Raw genomic sequence first — 16,583 nt, forward strand, 5'->3', positions numbered from 1 at the left:
CGGCCCGTGTGTCATGGTGGATCGGTGCCGACCACCGTATCGCTGCCGGACGACTGGCCCGCACACCCGGACCGGTCGCTCTCGCTGAACCGCATGGGCAGTTTCGACTGGGACCTGATCACCGGTCTCATGCACATGGACGAAGCCGCCCTCGACGTCTTCGACACGACTCCCGACGAGTACGACGGCCGGCCGGAGTCGCTCAACCCGCGCGTTCCCGCCACCGAGGGCGCCCGGCTCGACGCCCTCGTCTCCTCCGCCCTCAAGAGCGGCGAGGACAGCTACGGCGCCTACTTCCGCATCCGCTGCCACGACGGGCGGCTGCGCTGGACACACACCCAGGGCCGTGTCATGCGCGGCCAGGACGGCCGCGCGTACCGGATCATCGGCATCGTCCGGGACGCCACCGACGAGCTCAGCCACTCGGCGGAGCGGCTCGGCCTGGACGAGGAACGGCGCCGGCAGACCTCGGTGGTCGAGTCCACCACCGCCGCCCTCGCGCACGCCCGGACCGTGCAGGACGTCATCGACGTCATCGGCGACGCCCACGGACTGGAACGGCTCGGCTCGATGGGCATGGTGATGGGCCTCGTCGAAGCCGGCCGGATCCACCTGGTCGCCGAGGGCCCGGAGGACAGCTTCGTCCCCGGCACCCGCTACACCCGCATCGACGAGCAGTACCCGATGAGCGAGGTCGTCCGCTCGCTGGAACCGCGCTTCCTGGACTCGGCGCAGGAATTCGCCCGGGACTACCCCGGGCTCTGGGCGAAGATCTCGTACATGCGGATCTCGGCCGCCGCCTACCTGCCGCTCATCGCCCAGGCCCGCCCGATCGGCGCGATCGGACTGCTCTACCAGGACAAGGACGGCTTCACCCAGGAGGAGCGCAACCTGCTCGTCGCCCTGGGCAGCAGCATCGCGCAGAGCCTCCAGCGGGCCATGCTGCTGGAGCAGGAGCACGACCTGGCCGAGGGCCTCCAGCAGGCCATGCTGCCGCGGCGGATCCCCTCGGTGGCGGGTGGGGAGATCGCCGTACGCTACCGGTCCGCCCGGATGGGCCAGGACATCGGCGGCGACTGGTACGACGTCATCCCGCTGCCCGGCGGCCGGGTCGGCGCCGTCATCGGCGACGTCCAGGGCCACGACACGCACGCGGCGGCCGTCATGGGCCAGCTGCGGATCGTGCTGCGCGCGTACGCCGCCGAGGGGCACTCGCCCGGCACGGTCATGGCCCGGGCCTCGGTCTTCCTGCACGAGCTGGACACCGACCGGTTCGCGACCTGCACGTACGTGGAGGCCGACCTCTCGACGGGCGTCCTCCAGGTGGTCCGGGCGGGCCACATCGACCCGCTGCTGCGCACCCGCGACGGGGACTGCCACCGGCTCCCGGTATCGGGCGGGATGCCGCTCGGCCTCTCGGCGGAGTTCGGCCGCCTGGAGTACCCGGTGACCACGGTGGAGCTGGACCCGGGGGAAACGGTCCTGCTGTGCACCGACGGCCTGGTGGAACAGCCCGGCGCCGACCTCGACGACGGAATCCAGCTCCTGACCGGCCACATCCGCCGCGGACCGGCGGACCTGCAGCTCTTGGCGGACCTGCTGTGCGAGATCGTCGACGAACGGGGCGGGGACGACGACATGGCGCTGCTCCTGCTGCGCCGCCACGTGGTGGCCGCCCAGGAGGGCGGCGGCCGCCTCCAGCAGCACGTGGCACCGGGGGACCCGGAAGCCCTGGTGGCGGCCCGGCACATGATCGGCGCGGCGGTGCGGTCGTGGGGCGCACGGGAACGGGCCGACGAGATCGAACTGGTCGCGGACGAGCTGATCGTGAACGCCCTGATGCACACGGACGGCCCGGCGATCGTGACCCTACGGGTCCTGGCGGGCCCCCAGCGCCGGCTCCGGGTGGAGGTGGAGGACCGCTCCAGCGCACTGCCGCGCCGCCGCGAGGCGGGGGAGTCGGGCGTCTCGGGACGGGGCCTGATGCTGGTGGACCGCCTGGCGGACGTCTGGGGCGTGGAACCGCGGGGCGGCGGCAAATGCGTATGGTGCGAGTTCGTGATGGGCTGACCCTGACCCTGACCCTGACCCTGACCCTGACCGCGCCGGGGGCCGGGGCCGGGCGCTCCGCCGTCCTGCGGACCGTTGTCGGTGGTGGCTGGCAGGATCACCGGCATGTCAGAACCGACCCGCGCCATCACCGCGTACTGGGACGCCGCTGCGGCCGCGTTCGACGACGAACCCGATCACGGCCTGCGGCAGGAGCACACCCGCGCCGCGTGGGCCCGGCTGCTGAGCTCCTGGCTGCCCGCCGGTCCGGCCGGCGTCCTCGACGTCGGCTGCGGTACCGGGTCGCTGTCCCTGCTGCTGGCCGAGGCCGGGCACCGGGTGACCGGAGTGGACCTCGCGCCCCGGATGGTGGAGCGGGCCGAGGCCAAACTCGCCGCCGCGGGACTGACGGGACGCTTCCTCGTCGGCGACGCCGCCGATCCGCCGACCGGGCAGGAGCGGTTCGACGTCCTGCTCTGCCGGCACCTGCTGTGGACCCTGCCCGATCCCGGGGCGGCACTCCGCGCGTGGGTGGCGCGGCTCGTCCCGGGAGGGCGGCTCGTACTGGTCGAGGGGCGCTGGCGGGAAGCCGGCGAGAGCGGCGTGCCCTATGTCGCCGGAGCCGAATCGCTCCCCTGGCACGGCGGGATCACAGCGGGGGAGCTGGCCGCAGCGGTCCGGCCCCTGGTGTCCGGCCTGCGGATCGAACCGCTCAGCGGCGACGCCGAGTTGTGGGGCGGACCGGTCACCGACGAGCGGTACGCACTGATCGCCCGGATCTGACCCGGGCGACGAAGCCGTACGCGACCGGCGGCCCGCGGAAAGTCCGTTGCGGGCCCGGCCCCGCTCCGTGAGGATCTGGAGCGATGACCAACGCCATGGATGAAGTACGCCGATTCCTGAAGAAGGACGATCTGCCCGGAGCGGTACGCTCCCTTCGGCCGCACGCCGAGACGGCATCGATCACCGAACTCGCCAAGGCCGCGCGGGCCCTGGCCGACGCCGCCGGGTTCAAGGACCTGGCCGGAGCCGCCAAGGCCGCCGCCAAGCGGCCCGGCGAGCCCCAGGCCCTCTACGACTTCGGCTACGCCTGCGTCGAGCACGGCATAGCCTTCCTCGCCGTCGCACCGCTGCGCGAGGCACTCCGGATGCTCCCCGATTCGCGGCCGCTCCTCGCCGAGCTGGTGTCCGCACTCGAGGACGAGAACCGGCACACCGAGGCCGTCGCCCTGCTCTCCGGCCGCGGCCAGGAGCTGCCCGCCTGGCCCGAGACGTACCTCCTCGTGCACCACACCCTGCTCGCCGGAGACCTGGACACCGCCGCGCGCATCGGCCGCACCCTCCCCGCCCCCGAGGACCCGCAGTGGTCCGGCGCCCACGCCCGCCAGCAGCACCGGCTGCACCGCACCGACCGGGCCCGCCGGGCCCAGGGCGCGGCCGGCCATGCCGATCCGCTCGGCCGCGCCGACCTGCGCGGCTGGCACTACGGCCTGACCGGCGGACTGCTGGGCACCCTCTCCCCGTACGGCTGGGACGCCGGGATGACCGGCCGGTACGCCTACCTCGGGGACTCCCACGAGCAGTGCCGCCAGGGCCTCGCCCGCCTGGCACTCGCCCTGGAGGCCGCCGGCCGCCGCCCCGCCACGGTCTCGCTGCTGCCCGGCCGGTCCGACCGGATCCTCGGGCTCGCCGCCGCACGGGTGCTGGGGCTGCCCGCCGTACCGTACGAGCCCGCCCGTACGGACACCCTCGTCGTCGCCTACGACCTGACCGCGGCCGATCCGGACCTCCTGCGCACCCTGCACGCGCGCGCCGACGGTCAGATCCTGTCCGAGCACGCCACCCGCTGGACCGACCCGCCCGCCGTGAGCGCGGACTTCAGCACGCTGCTGTGCCAGTTCGTCTCCCCGCCGTGGAAGGACGACCCGCGGCCCGAGGAGGAGATCGCCCAGGACATCGCGCTGGCCGCCGCCGGCCCGGACGAGGGCGACGGCGCGACCCCGCCCGACCCGGACGGGGCCTTCCGCGCCTTCGTGACCGCCGTCCGCGACGGCTGGCTCACCGCGCCCCGCGACCGCGCCGCCTCGCCCGGCCCGGTGCCCAGCTCGCGCTTCGCCTGAGGCGGCGGCAGGCTGGGACCATGCCGGAGCTGCCCGAGGTCGAGGCCCTGCGGGAGTACCTCGACGAGCACCTCACCGGGCGGGTGGTCGAGCGCGTCCTCCCGCTGGCCGTGAGCGTGCTCAAGACGTACGACCCACCGCCGGCCGCCCTCGAAGGGCAGCCGGCCGGCACCCCCGCCCGGTACGGCAAGTTCCTGGCCCTGCCGGTCGGCGAGCTCCACCTCGTCACGCACCTGGCCCGGGCCGGCTGGCTGCGCTGGCAGGACACCCTGCCCGCGCAGCCGCCGCGCCCCGGCAAGGGGCCGCTCGCCCTGCGCGTCTCCCTCGTGGGCGGCGGTGGCTTCGACCTCACCGAGGCCGGTACCCAAAAGCGCCTCGCCGTGTACGTGGTCCGCGACCCGCAGGAGGTGCCCGGCATCGCCCGCCTCGGCCCCGACCCGCTCGCCGAGGGCTTCGACCGGGACGCCTTCGCCGCGCTGCTCGCGGGGGAGCGGCGCCAGATCAAGGGCGTGCTGCGGGACCAGAGCGTGATCGCGGGAATCGGCAACGCCTACAGCGACGAGATCCTGCACGCGGCCAGGGTCTCGCCGTTCAAGCTCGCCGCCTCCTTCACCGAGGAGCAGGTCACCCAGCTCTACGAGGCCGTGCGGAGCACCCTGGGCGAGGCCGTCGGCCGGGCCCACGGGGTGTCCGCGGGAGCGCTCAAGGCCGAGAAGAAGAGCGGCCTGCGGGTGCACGGCCGGGCCGGTGAGCCGTGCCCCGTGTGCGGGGACACCGTGCGCTCGGTGTCCTTCGCCGACTCCTCCCTGGAGTACTGCCCCACCTGCCAGACCGGCGGGAAGCCGCTCGCGGACCGGCGGCTCTCACGCCTCCTCAAATAGGCGGTCGCTGCGTAGACTCCGCGACCATGGCCGAGGAGCAACAGTCGCCGCCCCGGCGCGAGATCGTCACCGGGATCCCCCGGGGCGCCCGCCGCCGACCGCCCGCGCACACCCCCGCCCGCTCGGAGATCTCCGAGCAGACCACCCTCGGGGCCACCTATGTCCGGGCCCTGATGCGCAGCCAGCTACGGGCGGCCCTGGGCGCGTCGGCAGCGCTCGTATCGCTGATCGGGACCCTTCCGCTGGTGTTCGCCCTGTCGGGCGACGCGTCGGGGCCACTGGTCTGGGTGGCGCTCGGCCTGCTGGTGTATCCGGTGATGTGGCTCATCGCCCGGTGGTACGTCACCCGGGCGGAGCGCAACGAGGCGGACTTCACCGGCCTGGTGATGGACCCCGCCGACCGCGGCTAGCCGGTCGGTTCGTATCGGGCGTATCGGTTCATGTCGGCTCGTACGGTTCCACCGGGAGCGGGCCGAGGGGTTCGTGCGTGTGTCCCTTCGGTGAGCAGGCGGCGAACGGGCCCTGCCGGGGGTCCATCAGGACCCGCAGGTGGGGATCGGCGTGCTGGATCCACCATGTCGTCATGCCGAGGGCCGGATCGTGGCGCAGGTGCTCCCAGGCCAGCCAGAGCGAGGACAGCCGGGCCCCCGCCTCCGGGTGCTCCCACCAGAGCGGACACCAGGTCGCGGACGTCCCGTCCAGGGGGCGGCGGACCGTGACCGCCAGGTAGTCGGTGACGAAGGCGAAGACGTCGCTGAAATAGAACTCGGGCCCGTCGCCGTAGACGTCCGCCGCCGGCATGGGGAAGACGGAACGGGGTTCCGGCCTCGGCCTGGGCAGGGGGTACAGCGCCAGCAGCGAGCCGAGGGCGTCGTCGCTGCGCCGAAGCTCCGTCAGGAGCCAGCCCAGGAGGAGGTCCTGGGATTCGGCGACCTCGGCGTAGGCGTCCGCCGCGAGGGAGGCGACCAGTCGCTCCCTCCAGTCGCCCAACTGCCTTCTCCAGCGGTCCTCCTCCGCGGCCGATCGGGAACCGGCCAGGAAGCGGGCCACCGTCCAGTGGTGTTCCTTCCAGGCATCGCCATCGGCTTCGGCCGTCACCCGCGCTGCCACCCGTTGGGCGTTCTCGATCGCTTTGCTGTCCATGGAACTGATGTGTGCCTTTCGAGCCACGTGAGGAGTGTGCTGATCATACGAGTTCAGCGTCCTGCGACCGTGCTCGCGCTCGCGGCTTTGTCAGAACAGGTGCATCGCCAAATGTCCCAGGGGAAGCCCGAGTTGCCAGGCGGGCGTCCACACGCGCGCGTTCTCGTCCAGACCGGGCGGGATGTCGGTGTGGTCGGGCCGCCCCGGGTCGAGGTTGGTGGCGAACAGCTCGGTGCTGTCCAGCCAGCGCCACGCCGCCCGGGCCAGTTCCAGGTCGGGGTCCCCGCCGTCGCCGCGTTCCCGGGCCTCTTCGCCGAGCGCGAGGAACCGGGTGTGGACCCAGTCGCGCCACGGGTGTCCGTACGCCGTGAGCGACAGCCACTCGTCGAGCTGCGAGACCACCCGGATGCCGGAGAGCTCGCCGGCCGCGTCCGAGAGGTAGATCGTCAGGGCGAGCGTGTCCCGTCCGGCCCTGAACTCCAGGGTGCTGACCGGGATGAGCCGGCCCGTACGCAGCAGTTCGTCCGCGATGTACTCGGCATACAGCCAGGCCATGGGCACCGCGAGCCCGCCGTCACTGGTGCCGTTACTACCCTCGGGCTGCACCGTTCCACCTTCTCCCGTGCTTCGAGCGTCCCGTCGTCAGTCCTGAGCCTTCACCGAGCGGTTCGCGGAGCGGGGGATGTTTACTCAACTTGCACGCTCTGATGCCGAAATCGACGCGTTTTATGTCCGGTCCGCATCCATTCACGGCGTTAACCGATCCTTCGCCGTGCCGCAGGCTCAGGCCCCGAGGCCGTACCCGTACCCCTGGAGGCCCTTCTTCAGGGCGCGAAGGGCGTAGTACGTGCGGGACTTGACGGTTCCGGCCGGGATGCCGAGCTCGGCGGCGGCCTCGGCCACCGAGCGGTCGCGGAAGTAGACCTGCATCAGCACCTCGCGGTGCTCCTGCCCCAGTGACCCCACGGCCCGCCGGACGTCGATCGCCGTGACCGAGCCGGCCACCGCGTCCTGGGGCTCGGGTGCGTGTTCCAGCCCCTCCGGATCCACCTCCAGCGGCCGTGACAGCCGGGCCCGCCGGGCGTCGATCGCGAGGCGCCGGGCCACCGTGAACAGCCAGGGCCGCATGGAGTCGTGCCCGCTCGACAGGGCCTCCGGGTGCTGCCAGACCCGTACGAGGGTCTCCTGCACGAGGTCCTCCGCGCGCTGGGCGTCCCCCGCGGTGAGCCCGACCAGGAATCCGAACAGGGCCCGCCCGTGGTCGCGCTGGAGTTCGGCGAGTGCCTCGGGGTCCGTACGCGGGAGGGTGGGGGAGAGCGGCACGAGGGGCTCCTTCCGGGGTGCGTGGGGGGCCGTGGAGACGGCGACCCGTCCACCCTGACCTGCACGGAGCCGACCCGGAACCGTCCGGCCCCGGCGTTGCGCCCAAGCACCCGGGTCGTCCGCCGGGCGGCCGTGCGGGTCGGTGAACGGTCGAACGGCGCGGCGAACGGCAGGCGGCCGGCTGCCGGCGTCGCCCGTGTCCGCCGTTCGGGTGGACATGTGTCCGGGCGACGGATCCGTTCCTTGACTTACGGCGTGTAGTTATATGGATTGCATGTGATCACATGTCAGATAATCGTATTAACGAGAGCAGGGCGCATGACCACGCGAATCCGGCCGCAGGTGCTCGCCCTCCTGTCGGCCGTGCTGCTGTCCGCCGCTGCCGGCTGCTCGGCCACCGGGAGCTCCGCACCGGCCCGCCTCGGGGACTCCGGCGGACCGGCCGCCCCCTCCAGCGCCGCCGGACCGGCCCCCGCCCGGGGCTTCACCCTGGTCGCGAGCGGCGACGTACTGCCGCACACCTCCGTCATCCAGCGCGCGGCGAACGACGCGGACGGCGACGGATACGACTTCAGGCCGATGTTCTCCGGGGTCAAGCCCTTGGTCTCGGCGGCCGACCTCGCCCTCTGCCACATGGAGACCATCTACGGGGAGGAGGGAGGGCCCTTCTCCGGCTATCCGGCCTTCAAGTCGCCGCCGGAGGTCGCCGACGGGCTGAAGGACGCCGGGTACGACGGCTGCTCCACGGCCTCGAACCACACCCTCGACGACGGGGGCGCCGGCCTGCGCCGCACGCTGGACCGCTTCGACAAGGTCGGCCTGGGGCACGCCGGGTCGGCCCGTACGGCCGCAGAAGCGGCCACGGTGACCACGTACACGGCGGGCTCGGCCAAGGTGGCGCACCTCGCCTACACCTACGACACCAACGGCTACCCGCTGCCCGACGGCCAGCCGTGGGCGGTCAACCTGATGAAGCAGGACAAGATCGTCGCGGATGCGCGGGCGGCCCGGAAGGCGGGCGCGGACGTGGTGCTGGTGAGCGTGCACTGGGGCACGGAATGGGAGACCGAACCGGACGGGACCCAGCTCTCGCTCGGCAGGGCGCTGACCGCCTCGCAGACCGGCGGCCGCCCCGACATCGACATGATCCTCGGCACGCACGCGCACATCCCGCAGCCCTACGAGAAGGTCAACGGGACCTGGATCGTCTACGGCATGGGCGACCAGGTCGCGGGGGAGATGTTCAACCACACGGGCGCCCGCGACATGCGGGGCAACTACGGCTCGATCGGCCGGTTCACCTTCGCCCCGCCGGCCGCCGCCGGGCAGCGCTGGCAGGTCACCAAGGCCGAGTTCGTGCCGCAGATGATGGACCTGTCCGTGGGCCGGGTCGTCCACCTGCCCGATGCCCTCGCCAAGGACCCCGGCCGCGAGGACTACGAGAGCGCGCGCGACGCCATCGGCGAGGCCGTCCTCAGCCGCGGCGCCGCCAAGGACGGCCTGACCATGGGCCGGTAGGGCCGGGGACGGCACCCGGGACCCTGGACCCGGGACCGGGGCCCCCTACGGAACCACGGTGACGGGCCAGCGGCCCGCCTTGACCAGGCGGATCGCCACCGACCCCACGATGCGGTGGCCGGCCTGCTCGGAGGCACCGACCACCACCGCGTCCGCCATCAGCTCGTCCGCCGCGCTCACCAGGCCGGCGTACGGGTCGCCGCGGAAGGTGTGGAACTGCCAGCGCACCTCGTAGATGCCCTTGAGCCGCTCCGCCGAGGCGCGGATCTCGGCCACCAGGCCCTCCGCGATCTCCCCGGTGGTGTCCGCCACCGGCGCGCCCAGCGCGGCGCCGGCCGGGATCACCGGCTGGACGTACACCAGGGCCAGCAGGGCGTTCTGCCGCCGGGCCAGCCCCGCCGCGTACGCCGCGGCCCGCAGCGAGGACTCCGATCCGTCCACCCCGGCCAGGATCACCTTCGGGCCGTCGGTACCGCGTTCGAATTCCGTGTTCACGTGCTCCGTCACGCTGCCGAGGATAGGCCGTGCCCCGCAACACCCGGGGCGCGGCCCGCGCGTGGCATGCGCATGGCCTGGGCATGGCCTGGGCGGGCCCGTGGAGATGGCCCGGGGAGCGCCCCTCCCGCTCGGCGCGCGCACCGGCGCCGTCCTCCCTACAGTGCGAACCATGAGTGCCACCAGCGCCGCCGTGGAGGAGAAGCACGGAACCCGGAACCGCTTCCTGAACCGGGTGCCCGACGGGTTCGGCGCGTTCTTCGGAACGCTCGGCCTGCTCTGCGCCCTGCTCGCGCTCTCCCCCACGCTGCGGCGGCTCCTTCGGCACATCGTGCGCTTCCTCGACCTGATCGTCGTACCGGTCAGCGCGAACCTCGCCTACGCCGTCTTCCTCTTCCTCCTCGCCGCGGCCCTCGGCACCCGCAAGAAGGTCGCCTGGTGGATCGTCATCACCTATTTGGCCCTGCTGATCCTCGACGACGTGCTGGAGATGGCCGTCGGCGAGTACTGGATCGGCATCCCCTCCATGATCATCGCCGTCGCCGCGCTGGCCGTGCTGATCGCCGCCCGCGACGAGTTCTACGCCGCCTCCCGCCCCGGGGCCCTGTGGCACGCCCTGTTCGTGCTCGGCCTCGGCCTGCTCGCCGCCGTACTCGCGGGCTGGGCGCTCGTCGCCCTCTTCCCCGGCACCCTGCCCAAGGGCCAATGGCTGGACTGGGCCGCCAAGGAGGTCTTCGGCGGCCTCTTCTCGGCCCGGGAGTTCGACGGCCACCCACCCCGCCCGCTGTCCTTCCTGCTCGGCCTCTTCGGCGCCGTCGCCCTGCTGAACGCGGCCATGACCCTCTTCCGCTCCCAGCGCCTGACCGCCGCCCTGCACGGCGACGAGGAGCCCCGCATCCGCGCCCTCCTCGGCGCCTACGGACGCAACGACTCCCTCGGCTACTTCGCCACCCGGCGCGACAAGGCCGTCGTCTTCGCCCCCAACGGCAAGGCCGGCGTCACCTACCGCGTCGAGGCCGGCGTCTGCCTCGCCAGCGGGGACCCGGTCGGCGACCCCGCCTCCTGGACCGCCGCCATCGACGCCTGGCTGGCCGTGGCCCGGCGCTACGGCTGGCAGCCCGCCGTCATGGGCGCCTCCGAGAACGGCGCCACCGCCTACGCCCGCTCCGGACTCGGCGCCCTGCAGCTCGGCGACGAGGCCATCCTGCACGTGGCCCACTTCGACCTCGACGGCCGCGACATGCGCGTCACCCGCCAGGCCGTCAACCGGGTCCGGCGCACCGGGGCCACCACCCTCATCCGCCGCCACTCCGCCCTCTCCGAGGACGAGATGCAGAGGATCGTGGAGAGCGCCGACAAATGGCGCGACACCGAGACCGAACGCGGCTTCTCCATGGCCCTGGACCGGCTCGGCGACCGCGCCGACGGGGACTGCCTGCTGGTCGAGGCCTTCGACGACCAGGGCGAGCTGATCGCCCTGCTCTCCTTCGTCCCCTGGGGCAAGGACGGCATCTCCCTCGACCTCATGCGCCGCGACCGCACCGCCCCCAACGGTGTCATGGAGTTCATGGTCGCCCAGCTCTGCGCCGCGGCCCCCGGCCTCGGCGTGCACCGGATCTCCCTCAACTTCGCGGTGTTCCGGTCCGCCTTCGAGGAGGGCGGCCGGATCGGCGCCGGCCCCGTCCTCAGGCTGTGGCGCAGGCTGCTCCTCTTCTTCTCCCGCTGGTGGCAGCTGGAGGCCTTGTACCGCTCGAACGTCAAGTACGACCCCGAGTGGTACCCGCGGTACCTCTGCTACCAGGACGCCGGCTCGCTCGCCCGGGTCAGCCTCGCCTCCGGCATCGCCGAGGGCTTCGTCTCCGTACCCAGCCTGCGCACCCTGTGGGGCAACGGCCACCCCAAGGGCCTCACCGCCCCCGTCACCACCGAGGGACTGCCCTCCATCGACTCCCTCGGCCTGGACGCGGTCGAGCAGGAGTACCCGACAGCCCCGGCCGAGCGGCTGCCCGAACAGGTCCGCGTCCGCCACGCGAAACTCGACCGGATCCGCGCGGCCGGCACCGACCCCTACCCGGTGGGGATCCGCGCGCGCACCCACACCGTCGCGGAGCTGACGGCCACCCCCGGGGGGGCCTCCGGCCGCCCCGCCCTCCCGCCCGGTGCCCGGACCGGCGAACAGGCCACCCTCGCCGGGCGCGTGATGCTCGTACGCGACCTCGGCGGCGTGGTCTTCGCCGTCCTGCGCGACTGGTCCGGCGACATCCAGCTGATGCTCACCCGCGACGAGGCCGGGGCCGGGGTACTGGACTCCTTCACCTCCCAGGTCGACTTCGGCGACCACGTCCTCGTCAGCGGCGAGACCGGCGCCAGCAGGACGGGCGAGCTGTCCCTGGTGGTCCGGTCCTGGCAGCTCACCGGCAAGTGCCTGCGCCCCCTCCCCGACAAGCGCAAGGGCCTCGCCGACCCCGAGGCCCGGGTCCGGCGCCGCTACCTCGACCTCGTCGCGAGCCCCGAGGCCCGGGACGTCGTACGCGCCCGCTCCAGCGCGGTCCAGGCCCTGCGCCAGGGACTGCTCGACCGCGGCTACCTGGAGGTCGAGACCCCGATGCTCCAGCAGATCCACGGCGGCGCCAACGCCCGGCCCTTCCGCACCCACATCAACGCCTACGACCTCGACCTGTACCTGCGCATCGCGCCCGAGCTCTACCTCAAGCGGCTCTGCGTCGGCGGCATGGAGAAGGTCTTCGAGATGGGCCGCACCTTCCGCAACGAGGGCGTCTCCTACAAGCACAACCCCGAGTTCACGATGCTGGAGGCCTACCAGGCCTTCGCCGACTACGACGTGATGCTCGACCTCACCCGCGAACTGATCCAGGGCGCCGCAACCGCCGCCTTCGGCTCGCCCATCGCCCACAAGGCGGGACCCGACGGGAAGCTCGTCGTCCACGACATCTCCGGAACCTGGCCGGTCAAGACCATGTACGGGGCCATCAGCGAGGCCCTCGGCGAGGAGGTCGACGCCGACACCGAGGAAGGGGTGCTGCGCCGCCTGTGCGACCGGGCGTCGGTTCCGCACGCCCCCGAGGACACCCGCGGCGACGTGGTGCTGGAGATGTACGAGCGCCTCGTGGAGGAGCGCACCAAGCTGCCCACCTTCTACAAGGACTTCCCCACCGACGTCTCCCCGCTCACCCGCCAGCACCGCCGGGACCCCAGGCTCGCCGAGCGCTGGGACCTGGTCGCCTTCGGGACCGAACTGGGCACGGCCTACTCGGAGCTGACCGACCCGGTGGAACAGCGCCGCCGCCTCACCGCCCAGTCCCTGCTCGCGGCGGGCGGCGACCCGGAGGCGATGGAACTCGACAACGACTTCCTCGACGCCCTGGAGTACGCGATGCCGCCCACGGGCGGCCTCGGCATCGGCGTGGACCGCCTCGTCATGTTCCTCACGGGCCTGACGATCCGCGAGACCCTCCCCTTCCCCCTGGTCCGCCGCGGCTGACCGGTCCGCCCGCCGGCGTGCGCCGACCGGGTGAGGGGGGAAGGGGTGCTTCCGCGCCTCTCGACAACTTCGGCGATGTCGTTGATACGTAGTAATAATGAAAAATGACGAGCCGACAGTAGGGCGGCGCACGGTCCTGCGTACCGCCGTCTTCCTCGGGGTCGCCGCGGCCTCCGGACTGCTCAGCGTGGGTGGTGAGAGCGGTACCGGTACCCAGGGGCCGGGACAGGCCGGGCCCGGGGCGCCGGCCGGGCCGGGGGCGCGGCCCGCGGCGGGCGCCCCGGGGCTGCGGGCGCAGGCGCTGCCCGAGAAGTCGTACCGGTTGCGGCCGATGACCGCCGATGCGCCGGTGCGCGCGGCGGCCGTGAAGCCGGCCGTACGGACCCGGCCCATCCTGGAACTCCCCGCCGCGGAAGCGGCGTCGGCCGGCATGGTGCTCACCTTCGACGACGGCCCGGACCCCCGCTACACCCCCGCCATCCTCGACACCCTCGCCCGGTACGGCGTACGCGCCATGTTCTTCGTCTGCGGGGAGATGGCCACCGAGAACCGGAACCTGCTGCGCCGGATGGTCGACGAGGGCCACGTCATCGGCAACCACACGTGGACACACCCGCTCATCCCCCAGCTCAGCCGGCCCGCCCTCGCCTCCGAGATCGGCCGCACGAGCGAGGTCGTGCAGCAGGCCGTCGGCGAGGCGCCCTTGTGGTTCCGGGCCCCCTACGGGGCCTGGAACCGGGCCGCCTTCGAGATCGGGGCCGAGCTCGGCATGGAGCCGCTCGCCTGGACCGTTGACACCCTGGACTGGAAGGAACCGGGGACGCCGACGATCATCTCCCGGGTACTGGGCGGCGCCGCCCCCGGCGTGATCGTCCTCTCGCACGACGCCGGCGGCAACCGGTCGCAGAGCGTCCAGGCGATCTCCTCGTACCTCCCCCAGCTGCTCGCGCGGGGCTACCGGATGACCCTCCCGGTGCTGCCGCCCCGCTGAGCCGGGGGCCGGCCGCGGCGGATGCGTACGGGCTCAGCGGGACTCCACCATGCGGGCGAAGACGACCACGTTGCCGTCGTAGCCGCGGGCCTTCGAGTATCCGCCGCCGCAGGTGATCACCCGGAGTTCCGGGTGCCCGGTGTCCCCGTACACACGGGCCCCGGGGAAGGCCTCCTTGGAGAACACCTCCACCCCGTAGACCTCGAACACCGCCGTGCGGCCGTCGTACCGCTCCACCTCGATGTGGTTGCCCGGCTTGACCGAGCCGAGGCCGTAGAAGACCGCGGGGCCCTGCGCGTTGTCCACGTGCCCGACGATCACCGCCGAGCCCCGCTGGCCGGGCGAGATGCCGTTGAGGTACCAGCCGGCGAGATTGCGGTCCTGCGGGGGCGGCGCGTCGATCCAGCCCTCCGCGTCCAGCCCGACCGTCATCACCGGTGCGTCCACGTTGATCGTGGGAATCCGGATGCGCTGGACCGACGAGTGCTCCAGCACCTCCATGTCCGCCGGGGGCGTGGGCGGAGCCGCCGGCAACTGGTCGGCCGTCACCGCGACGGCCGAGGCCGCGGTGGGCTGCGGCGGCCCGTCGCCGATGTTCACACCGTTGCGCACCATGGCGAGGCCGGTGAGCATGACCAGGGCGAGTACGCCCCACGGCGAGCGTTTGCGTGACTGCCCGGTCTCGTCCTCGCCCATCGTTCTCCCTTCCCGACGCGGGGGTCCCGACCCGCGTTCCTGTCCCGCCCCTGTACGCCCTACTTCACGCACGCTAAGGCCGAGTCGGCAGGACGGCGAGGGGGGAAGGGCGAACGGGTGGCCGCCACCCGGAGGGGGCCGGAAGGGGTGCGCCCATCCAGGTAATCGTCACATAAATGCCTGACGGGTCGTGACCTGCGGATCCGTCAGTTGCATTTCCCGCGCCTCGGCGTGTCGCTCAACCGGGCGGCCCAAAGCCGGAAATGCGGAGGTTGCGGGACGACCCGAGGGTTCGACGTGGGAGGCGTTCTCGTCGATCATCCGGGGCCGACGCTCCGGGGCGCTTCCCGCTGGAGGTTCCACCATGCGTGTCTTGCGCGCTCTTACCGTGACGGCGGCAGCCTGCGCCGTGATCGGCCTCAGTGCCCCGTTCGCCTCCGCGAACCAGGACCCCGGGGGTCGGGGTGGGAATGGGGGTGGGAACGGCCCCAGCAACATCTCCGTCAACCCGTACTCCGTGCACCAGGGTTCCACGATGCAGGTGAGCGCGGCGGGCTGCGGTCACGGCGGTACCGTCACGTCGCACGGCAACTTTCCGCCGGCCAACCTGTCCGCGGGGTCGATCGGCTTCGCGACCGTCCGGATCTTCAACCACGCCTCGCCCGGACACCACACGCTGTCGGTCAAGTGCAACGACAGCAACCTGGTCGCCACCCACCGCTTCACGATCCTGGAGGGCAACCCCTCGCAGGGCGGCATCGGTGGATCCTTCGGCCCGTCCACGGCCGAGACCGCGATCGGTGCGGGCCTCGTCGGCGCCGCGGCCCTCGGTGCCGGCGCCCACGTGCTGCGCCGTCGCCGTCCGCTCCGCAGCCGGGCCTGACCGGTCTCCCCGGACGCAGATCCCCCGCTACCGCAGATCGCCCCGAGTCCTCGTCAGGACTCGGGGCGATCGACGGTGGCGGGGGATGCCCGGCGGTTCAGTGGCTACGGCGGGACCCCCTGCGGCGCAGGGCGAACACGGTGCCGCCCGTGGCGGCGAGGAACAGGCCGGCGCCGGCGCCGAGCTCCAGGGGATCCATGCCGGCCACGCTGCCGCCCAGACCGCCGCGGACACCGAGGGCGGAGGACGGGGTCGGGAAGAGGGCCGTGCCGGTGCCGGCGCCGGTCCGCGTGGAGCTCGTGGTGGGTCCGGTGGTGCCGCCGGCGATCGTCAGGTCGGCCGAGCCGGTCTCCCCGTTGCAGGTGAAGGAGACGGAGTAGACGGCTCCGCGCCGGGCGTCCCGGTCCACGGTGACCCGCACGGTCTGGCCGCGCGCGATGCTCACGGTGTCGAAGACCCCGGAGGAGGCGGTGGCGTAGGCGGCGTTGCAGCGGCTGACCGCGAGGACCGTCTGCCCCCCGGGGGCGACGGTCGAAGGCGTGAGGGTGAAGCCGAACGAGGTGATGGGCTGGGCCTCGGCAGCGGTCGCGGCGGGCGCGCCGAGGACGCCGAGCGCGAGGACGGCGCCCGTGGCGCCGACGCTCAGCAGGGCGGTGGCGGCGGTACGTATCGCACCCATGGTTGATTCTCCGGATCCCCGAGGAGCAGCCGCGGAACGGTTTTCCGCACGTGGGGGGGTCGTGCGCCTCGATGTCCGACACGCTAGGTCGGGGTGCGGTGACCCGCGATCAGGAACGGGCGAATGGGGCATGGCCCTGGGCCGAACCGGGGACGGGAGGCCCGTCCCCGGTTTGCGGGCGGCCCGGGCCCGGAGCGCCGGGAGAGCCGAGGGACCCGAGGGATCCGACCGAGACCGCCCTAGGCCGTGTCCGCAAAGTCCCGCCTGCCCCGCGACGCCTGGCACCGCACCTCGCCGCGTTGT

Annotated in this window: 15 protein-coding genes; 9 read left to right on the forward strand and 6 right to left on the reverse strand. The window is 72.9% G+C overall.

Annotated features, from left to right (window positions below):
* The first annotated feature begins 6 nt into the window (after window positions 1-6).
* From JYK04_RS35545 to JYK04_RS35565, 5 genes are all read left to right on the forward strand, one after another.
* Window positions 7-2,070 carry a SpoIIE family protein phosphatase gene (locus JYK04_RS35545; protein ID WP_229876005.1) on the forward strand — a complete coding sequence of 688 codons (2,064 nt, stop codon included), beginning with the start codon at window positions 7-9 and terminating at the stop codon, window positions 2,068-2,070.
* 105 nt (window positions 2,071-2,175) lie between these two features.
* Window positions 2,176-2,832, forward strand: coding sequence for a class I SAM-dependent methyltransferase (locus JYK04_RS35550; RefSeq protein WP_189741611.1), 657 nt, complete (start codon window positions 2,176-2,178; stop codon window positions 2,830-2,832).
* A gap of 83 nt (window positions 2,833-2,915) precedes the next feature.
* Window positions 2,916-4,169, forward strand: coding sequence for a hypothetical protein (locus JYK04_RS35555; RefSeq protein ID WP_189741608.1), 1,254 nt, complete (start codon window positions 2,916-2,918; stop codon window positions 4,167-4,169).
* A 20-nt stretch (window positions 4,170-4,189) separates the two neighbouring features.
* Entirely contained in the window at window positions 4,190-5,050 is an 861-nt protein-coding gene (locus JYK04_RS35560; protein ID WP_189741606.1) for an Fpg/Nei family DNA glycosylase, read from the forward strand.
* A 26-nt stretch (window positions 5,051-5,076) separates the two neighbouring features.
* Entirely contained in the window at window positions 5,077-5,460 is a 384-nt protein-coding gene (locus JYK04_RS35565) for a DUF485 domain-containing protein (RefSeq protein WP_189741603.1), read from the forward strand.
* A gap of 28 nt (window positions 5,461-5,488) precedes the next feature.
* Here JYK04_RS35565 and JYK04_RS41585 read toward each other — a convergent pair whose 3' ends face one another.
* The 3 genes from JYK04_RS41585 to JYK04_RS35580 form a co-directional block, all read right to left on the reverse strand.
* On the reverse strand, window positions 5,489-6,193 hold the full coding sequence (locus JYK04_RS41585) for a DUF4913 domain-containing protein (protein ID WP_229876003.1): 705 nt from the start codon (window positions 6,191-6,193) through the stop codon (window positions 5,489-5,491).
* Between the two features lie 90 nt (window positions 6,194-6,283).
* Entirely contained in the window at window positions 6,284-6,748 is a 465-nt protein-coding gene (locus JYK04_RS35575; protein ID WP_051773767.1) for a hypothetical protein, read from the reverse strand.
* Window positions 6,749-6,976: 228 nt separating this feature from the next.
* Window positions 6,977-7,516 (reverse strand): sigma-70 family RNA polymerase sigma factor, encoded by a 540-nt coding sequence (locus JYK04_RS35580; RefSeq protein ID WP_189741600.1) that lies wholly within the window; start codon window positions 7,514-7,516, stop codon window positions 6,977-6,979.
* A gap of 318 nt (window positions 7,517-7,834) precedes the next feature.
* Between JYK04_RS35580 and JYK04_RS35585 the strand changes: the two genes are divergently transcribed.
* Entirely contained in the window at window positions 7,835-9,034 is a 1,200-nt protein-coding gene (locus tag JYK04_RS35585; protein WP_189741597.1) for a CapA family protein, read from the forward strand.
* 45 nt (window positions 9,035-9,079) lie between these two features.
* On the opposite strand, the gene JYK04_RS35590 is transcribed toward JYK04_RS35585, so the two are convergent.
* Window positions 9,080-9,541: a universal stress protein gene (locus tag JYK04_RS35590; RefSeq protein WP_030716454.1), complete on the reverse strand. Its 462-nt coding sequence runs from the start codon at window positions 9,539-9,541 to the stop codon at window positions 9,080-9,082.
* Window positions 9,542-9,701: 160 nt separating this feature from the next.
* On the opposite strand from JYK04_RS35590, the gene lysX reads away from it, so the two are divergent.
* Window positions 9,702-13,031 carry a bifunctional lysylphosphatidylglycerol synthetase/lysine--tRNA ligase LysX gene (gene lysX / locus JYK04_RS35595; protein ID WP_189741594.1) on the forward strand — a complete coding sequence of 1,110 codons (3,330 nt, stop codon included), beginning with the start codon at window positions 9,702-9,704 and terminating at the stop codon, window positions 13,029-13,031.
* A 97-nt stretch (window positions 13,032-13,128) separates the two neighbouring features.
* Window positions 13,129-14,022 (forward strand): polysaccharide deacetylase family protein, encoded by an 894-nt coding sequence (locus JYK04_RS35600; RefSeq protein ID WP_189741591.1) that lies wholly within the window; start codon window positions 13,129-13,131, stop codon window positions 14,020-14,022.
* A 33-nt stretch (window positions 14,023-14,055) separates the two neighbouring features.
* Here the strand turns inward: JYK04_RS35600 and JYK04_RS35605 are convergent, their stop codons facing one another.
* The gene (locus JYK04_RS35605; RefSeq protein ID WP_189741588.1) at window positions 14,056-14,718 is read right to left on the reverse strand and encodes a class F sortase; all 663 of its coding nucleotides are present in this window, start codon (window positions 14,716-14,718) and stop codon (window positions 14,056-14,058) included.
* A gap of 364 nt (window positions 14,719-15,082) precedes the next feature.
* On the opposite strand from JYK04_RS35605, the gene JYK04_RS35610 reads away from it, so the two are divergent.
* On the forward strand, window positions 15,083-15,601 hold the full coding sequence (locus tag JYK04_RS35610) for a hypothetical protein (protein WP_030012611.1): 519 nt from the start codon (window positions 15,083-15,085) through the stop codon (window positions 15,599-15,601).
* A gap of 97 nt (window positions 15,602-15,698) precedes the next feature.
* Here the strand turns inward: JYK04_RS35610 and JYK04_RS35615 are convergent, their stop codons facing one another.
* Window positions 15,699-16,280: a hypothetical protein gene (locus JYK04_RS35615; protein WP_189741585.1), complete on the reverse strand. Its 582-nt coding sequence runs from the start codon at window positions 16,278-16,280 to the stop codon at window positions 15,699-15,701.
* Window positions 16,281-16,583: the final 303 nt, after the last annotated feature.

Source organism: Streptomyces nojiriensis, from assembly GCF_017639205.1.
Lineage (GTDB): Bacteria > Actinomycetota > Actinomycetes > Streptomycetales > Streptomycetaceae > Streptomyces > Streptomyces nojiriensis.

Coding starts and splice junctions, on each gene's coding strand:
- JYK04_RS35565 (WP_189741603.1), top strand. CDS start 5,077: ATGGCCGAGGAGCAACAGTCGCCGCCCCGGCGCGAGATCGTCACCGGG.
- JYK04_RS35575 (WP_051773767.1), bottom strand. CDS start 6,748: ATGGCCTGGCTGTATGCCGAGTACATCGCGGACGAACTGCTGCGTACG.
- JYK04_RS35605 (WP_189741588.1), bottom strand. CDS start 14,718: ATGGGCGAGGACGAGACCGGGCAGTCACGCAAACGCTCGCCGTGGGGC.
- JYK04_RS35610 (WP_030012611.1), top strand. CDS start 15,083: ATGCGTGTCTTGCGCGCTCTTACCGTGACGGCGGCAGCCTGCGCCGTG.
- JYK04_RS35585 (WP_189741597.1), top strand. CDS start 7,835: ATGACCACGCGAATCCGGCCGCAGGTGCTCGCCCTCCTGTCGGCCGTG.
- lysX (WP_189741594.1), top strand. CDS start 9,702: ATGAGTGCCACCAGCGCCGCCGTGGAGGAGAAGCACGGAACCCGGAAC.
- JYK04_RS35555 (WP_189741608.1), top strand. CDS start 2,916: ATGACCAACGCCATGGATGAAGTACGCCGATTCCTGAAGAAGGACGAT.
- JYK04_RS35600 (WP_189741591.1), top strand. CDS start 13,129: ATGAAAAATGACGAGCCGACAGTAGGGCGGCGCACGGTCCTGCGTACC.
- JYK04_RS35550 (WP_189741611.1), top strand. CDS start 2,176: ATGTCAGAACCGACCCGCGCCATCACCGCGTACTGGGACGCCGCTGCG.
- JYK04_RS41585 (WP_229876003.1), bottom strand. CDS start 6,193: ATGGACAGCAAAGCGATCGAGAACGCCCAACGGGTGGCAGCGCGGGTG.
- JYK04_RS35615 (WP_189741585.1), bottom strand. CDS start 16,280: ATGGGTGCGATACGTACCGCCGCCACCGCCCTGCTGAGCGTCGGCGCC.
- JYK04_RS35560 (WP_189741606.1), top strand. CDS start 4,190: ATGCCGGAGCTGCCCGAGGTCGAGGCCCTGCGGGAGTACCTCGACGAG.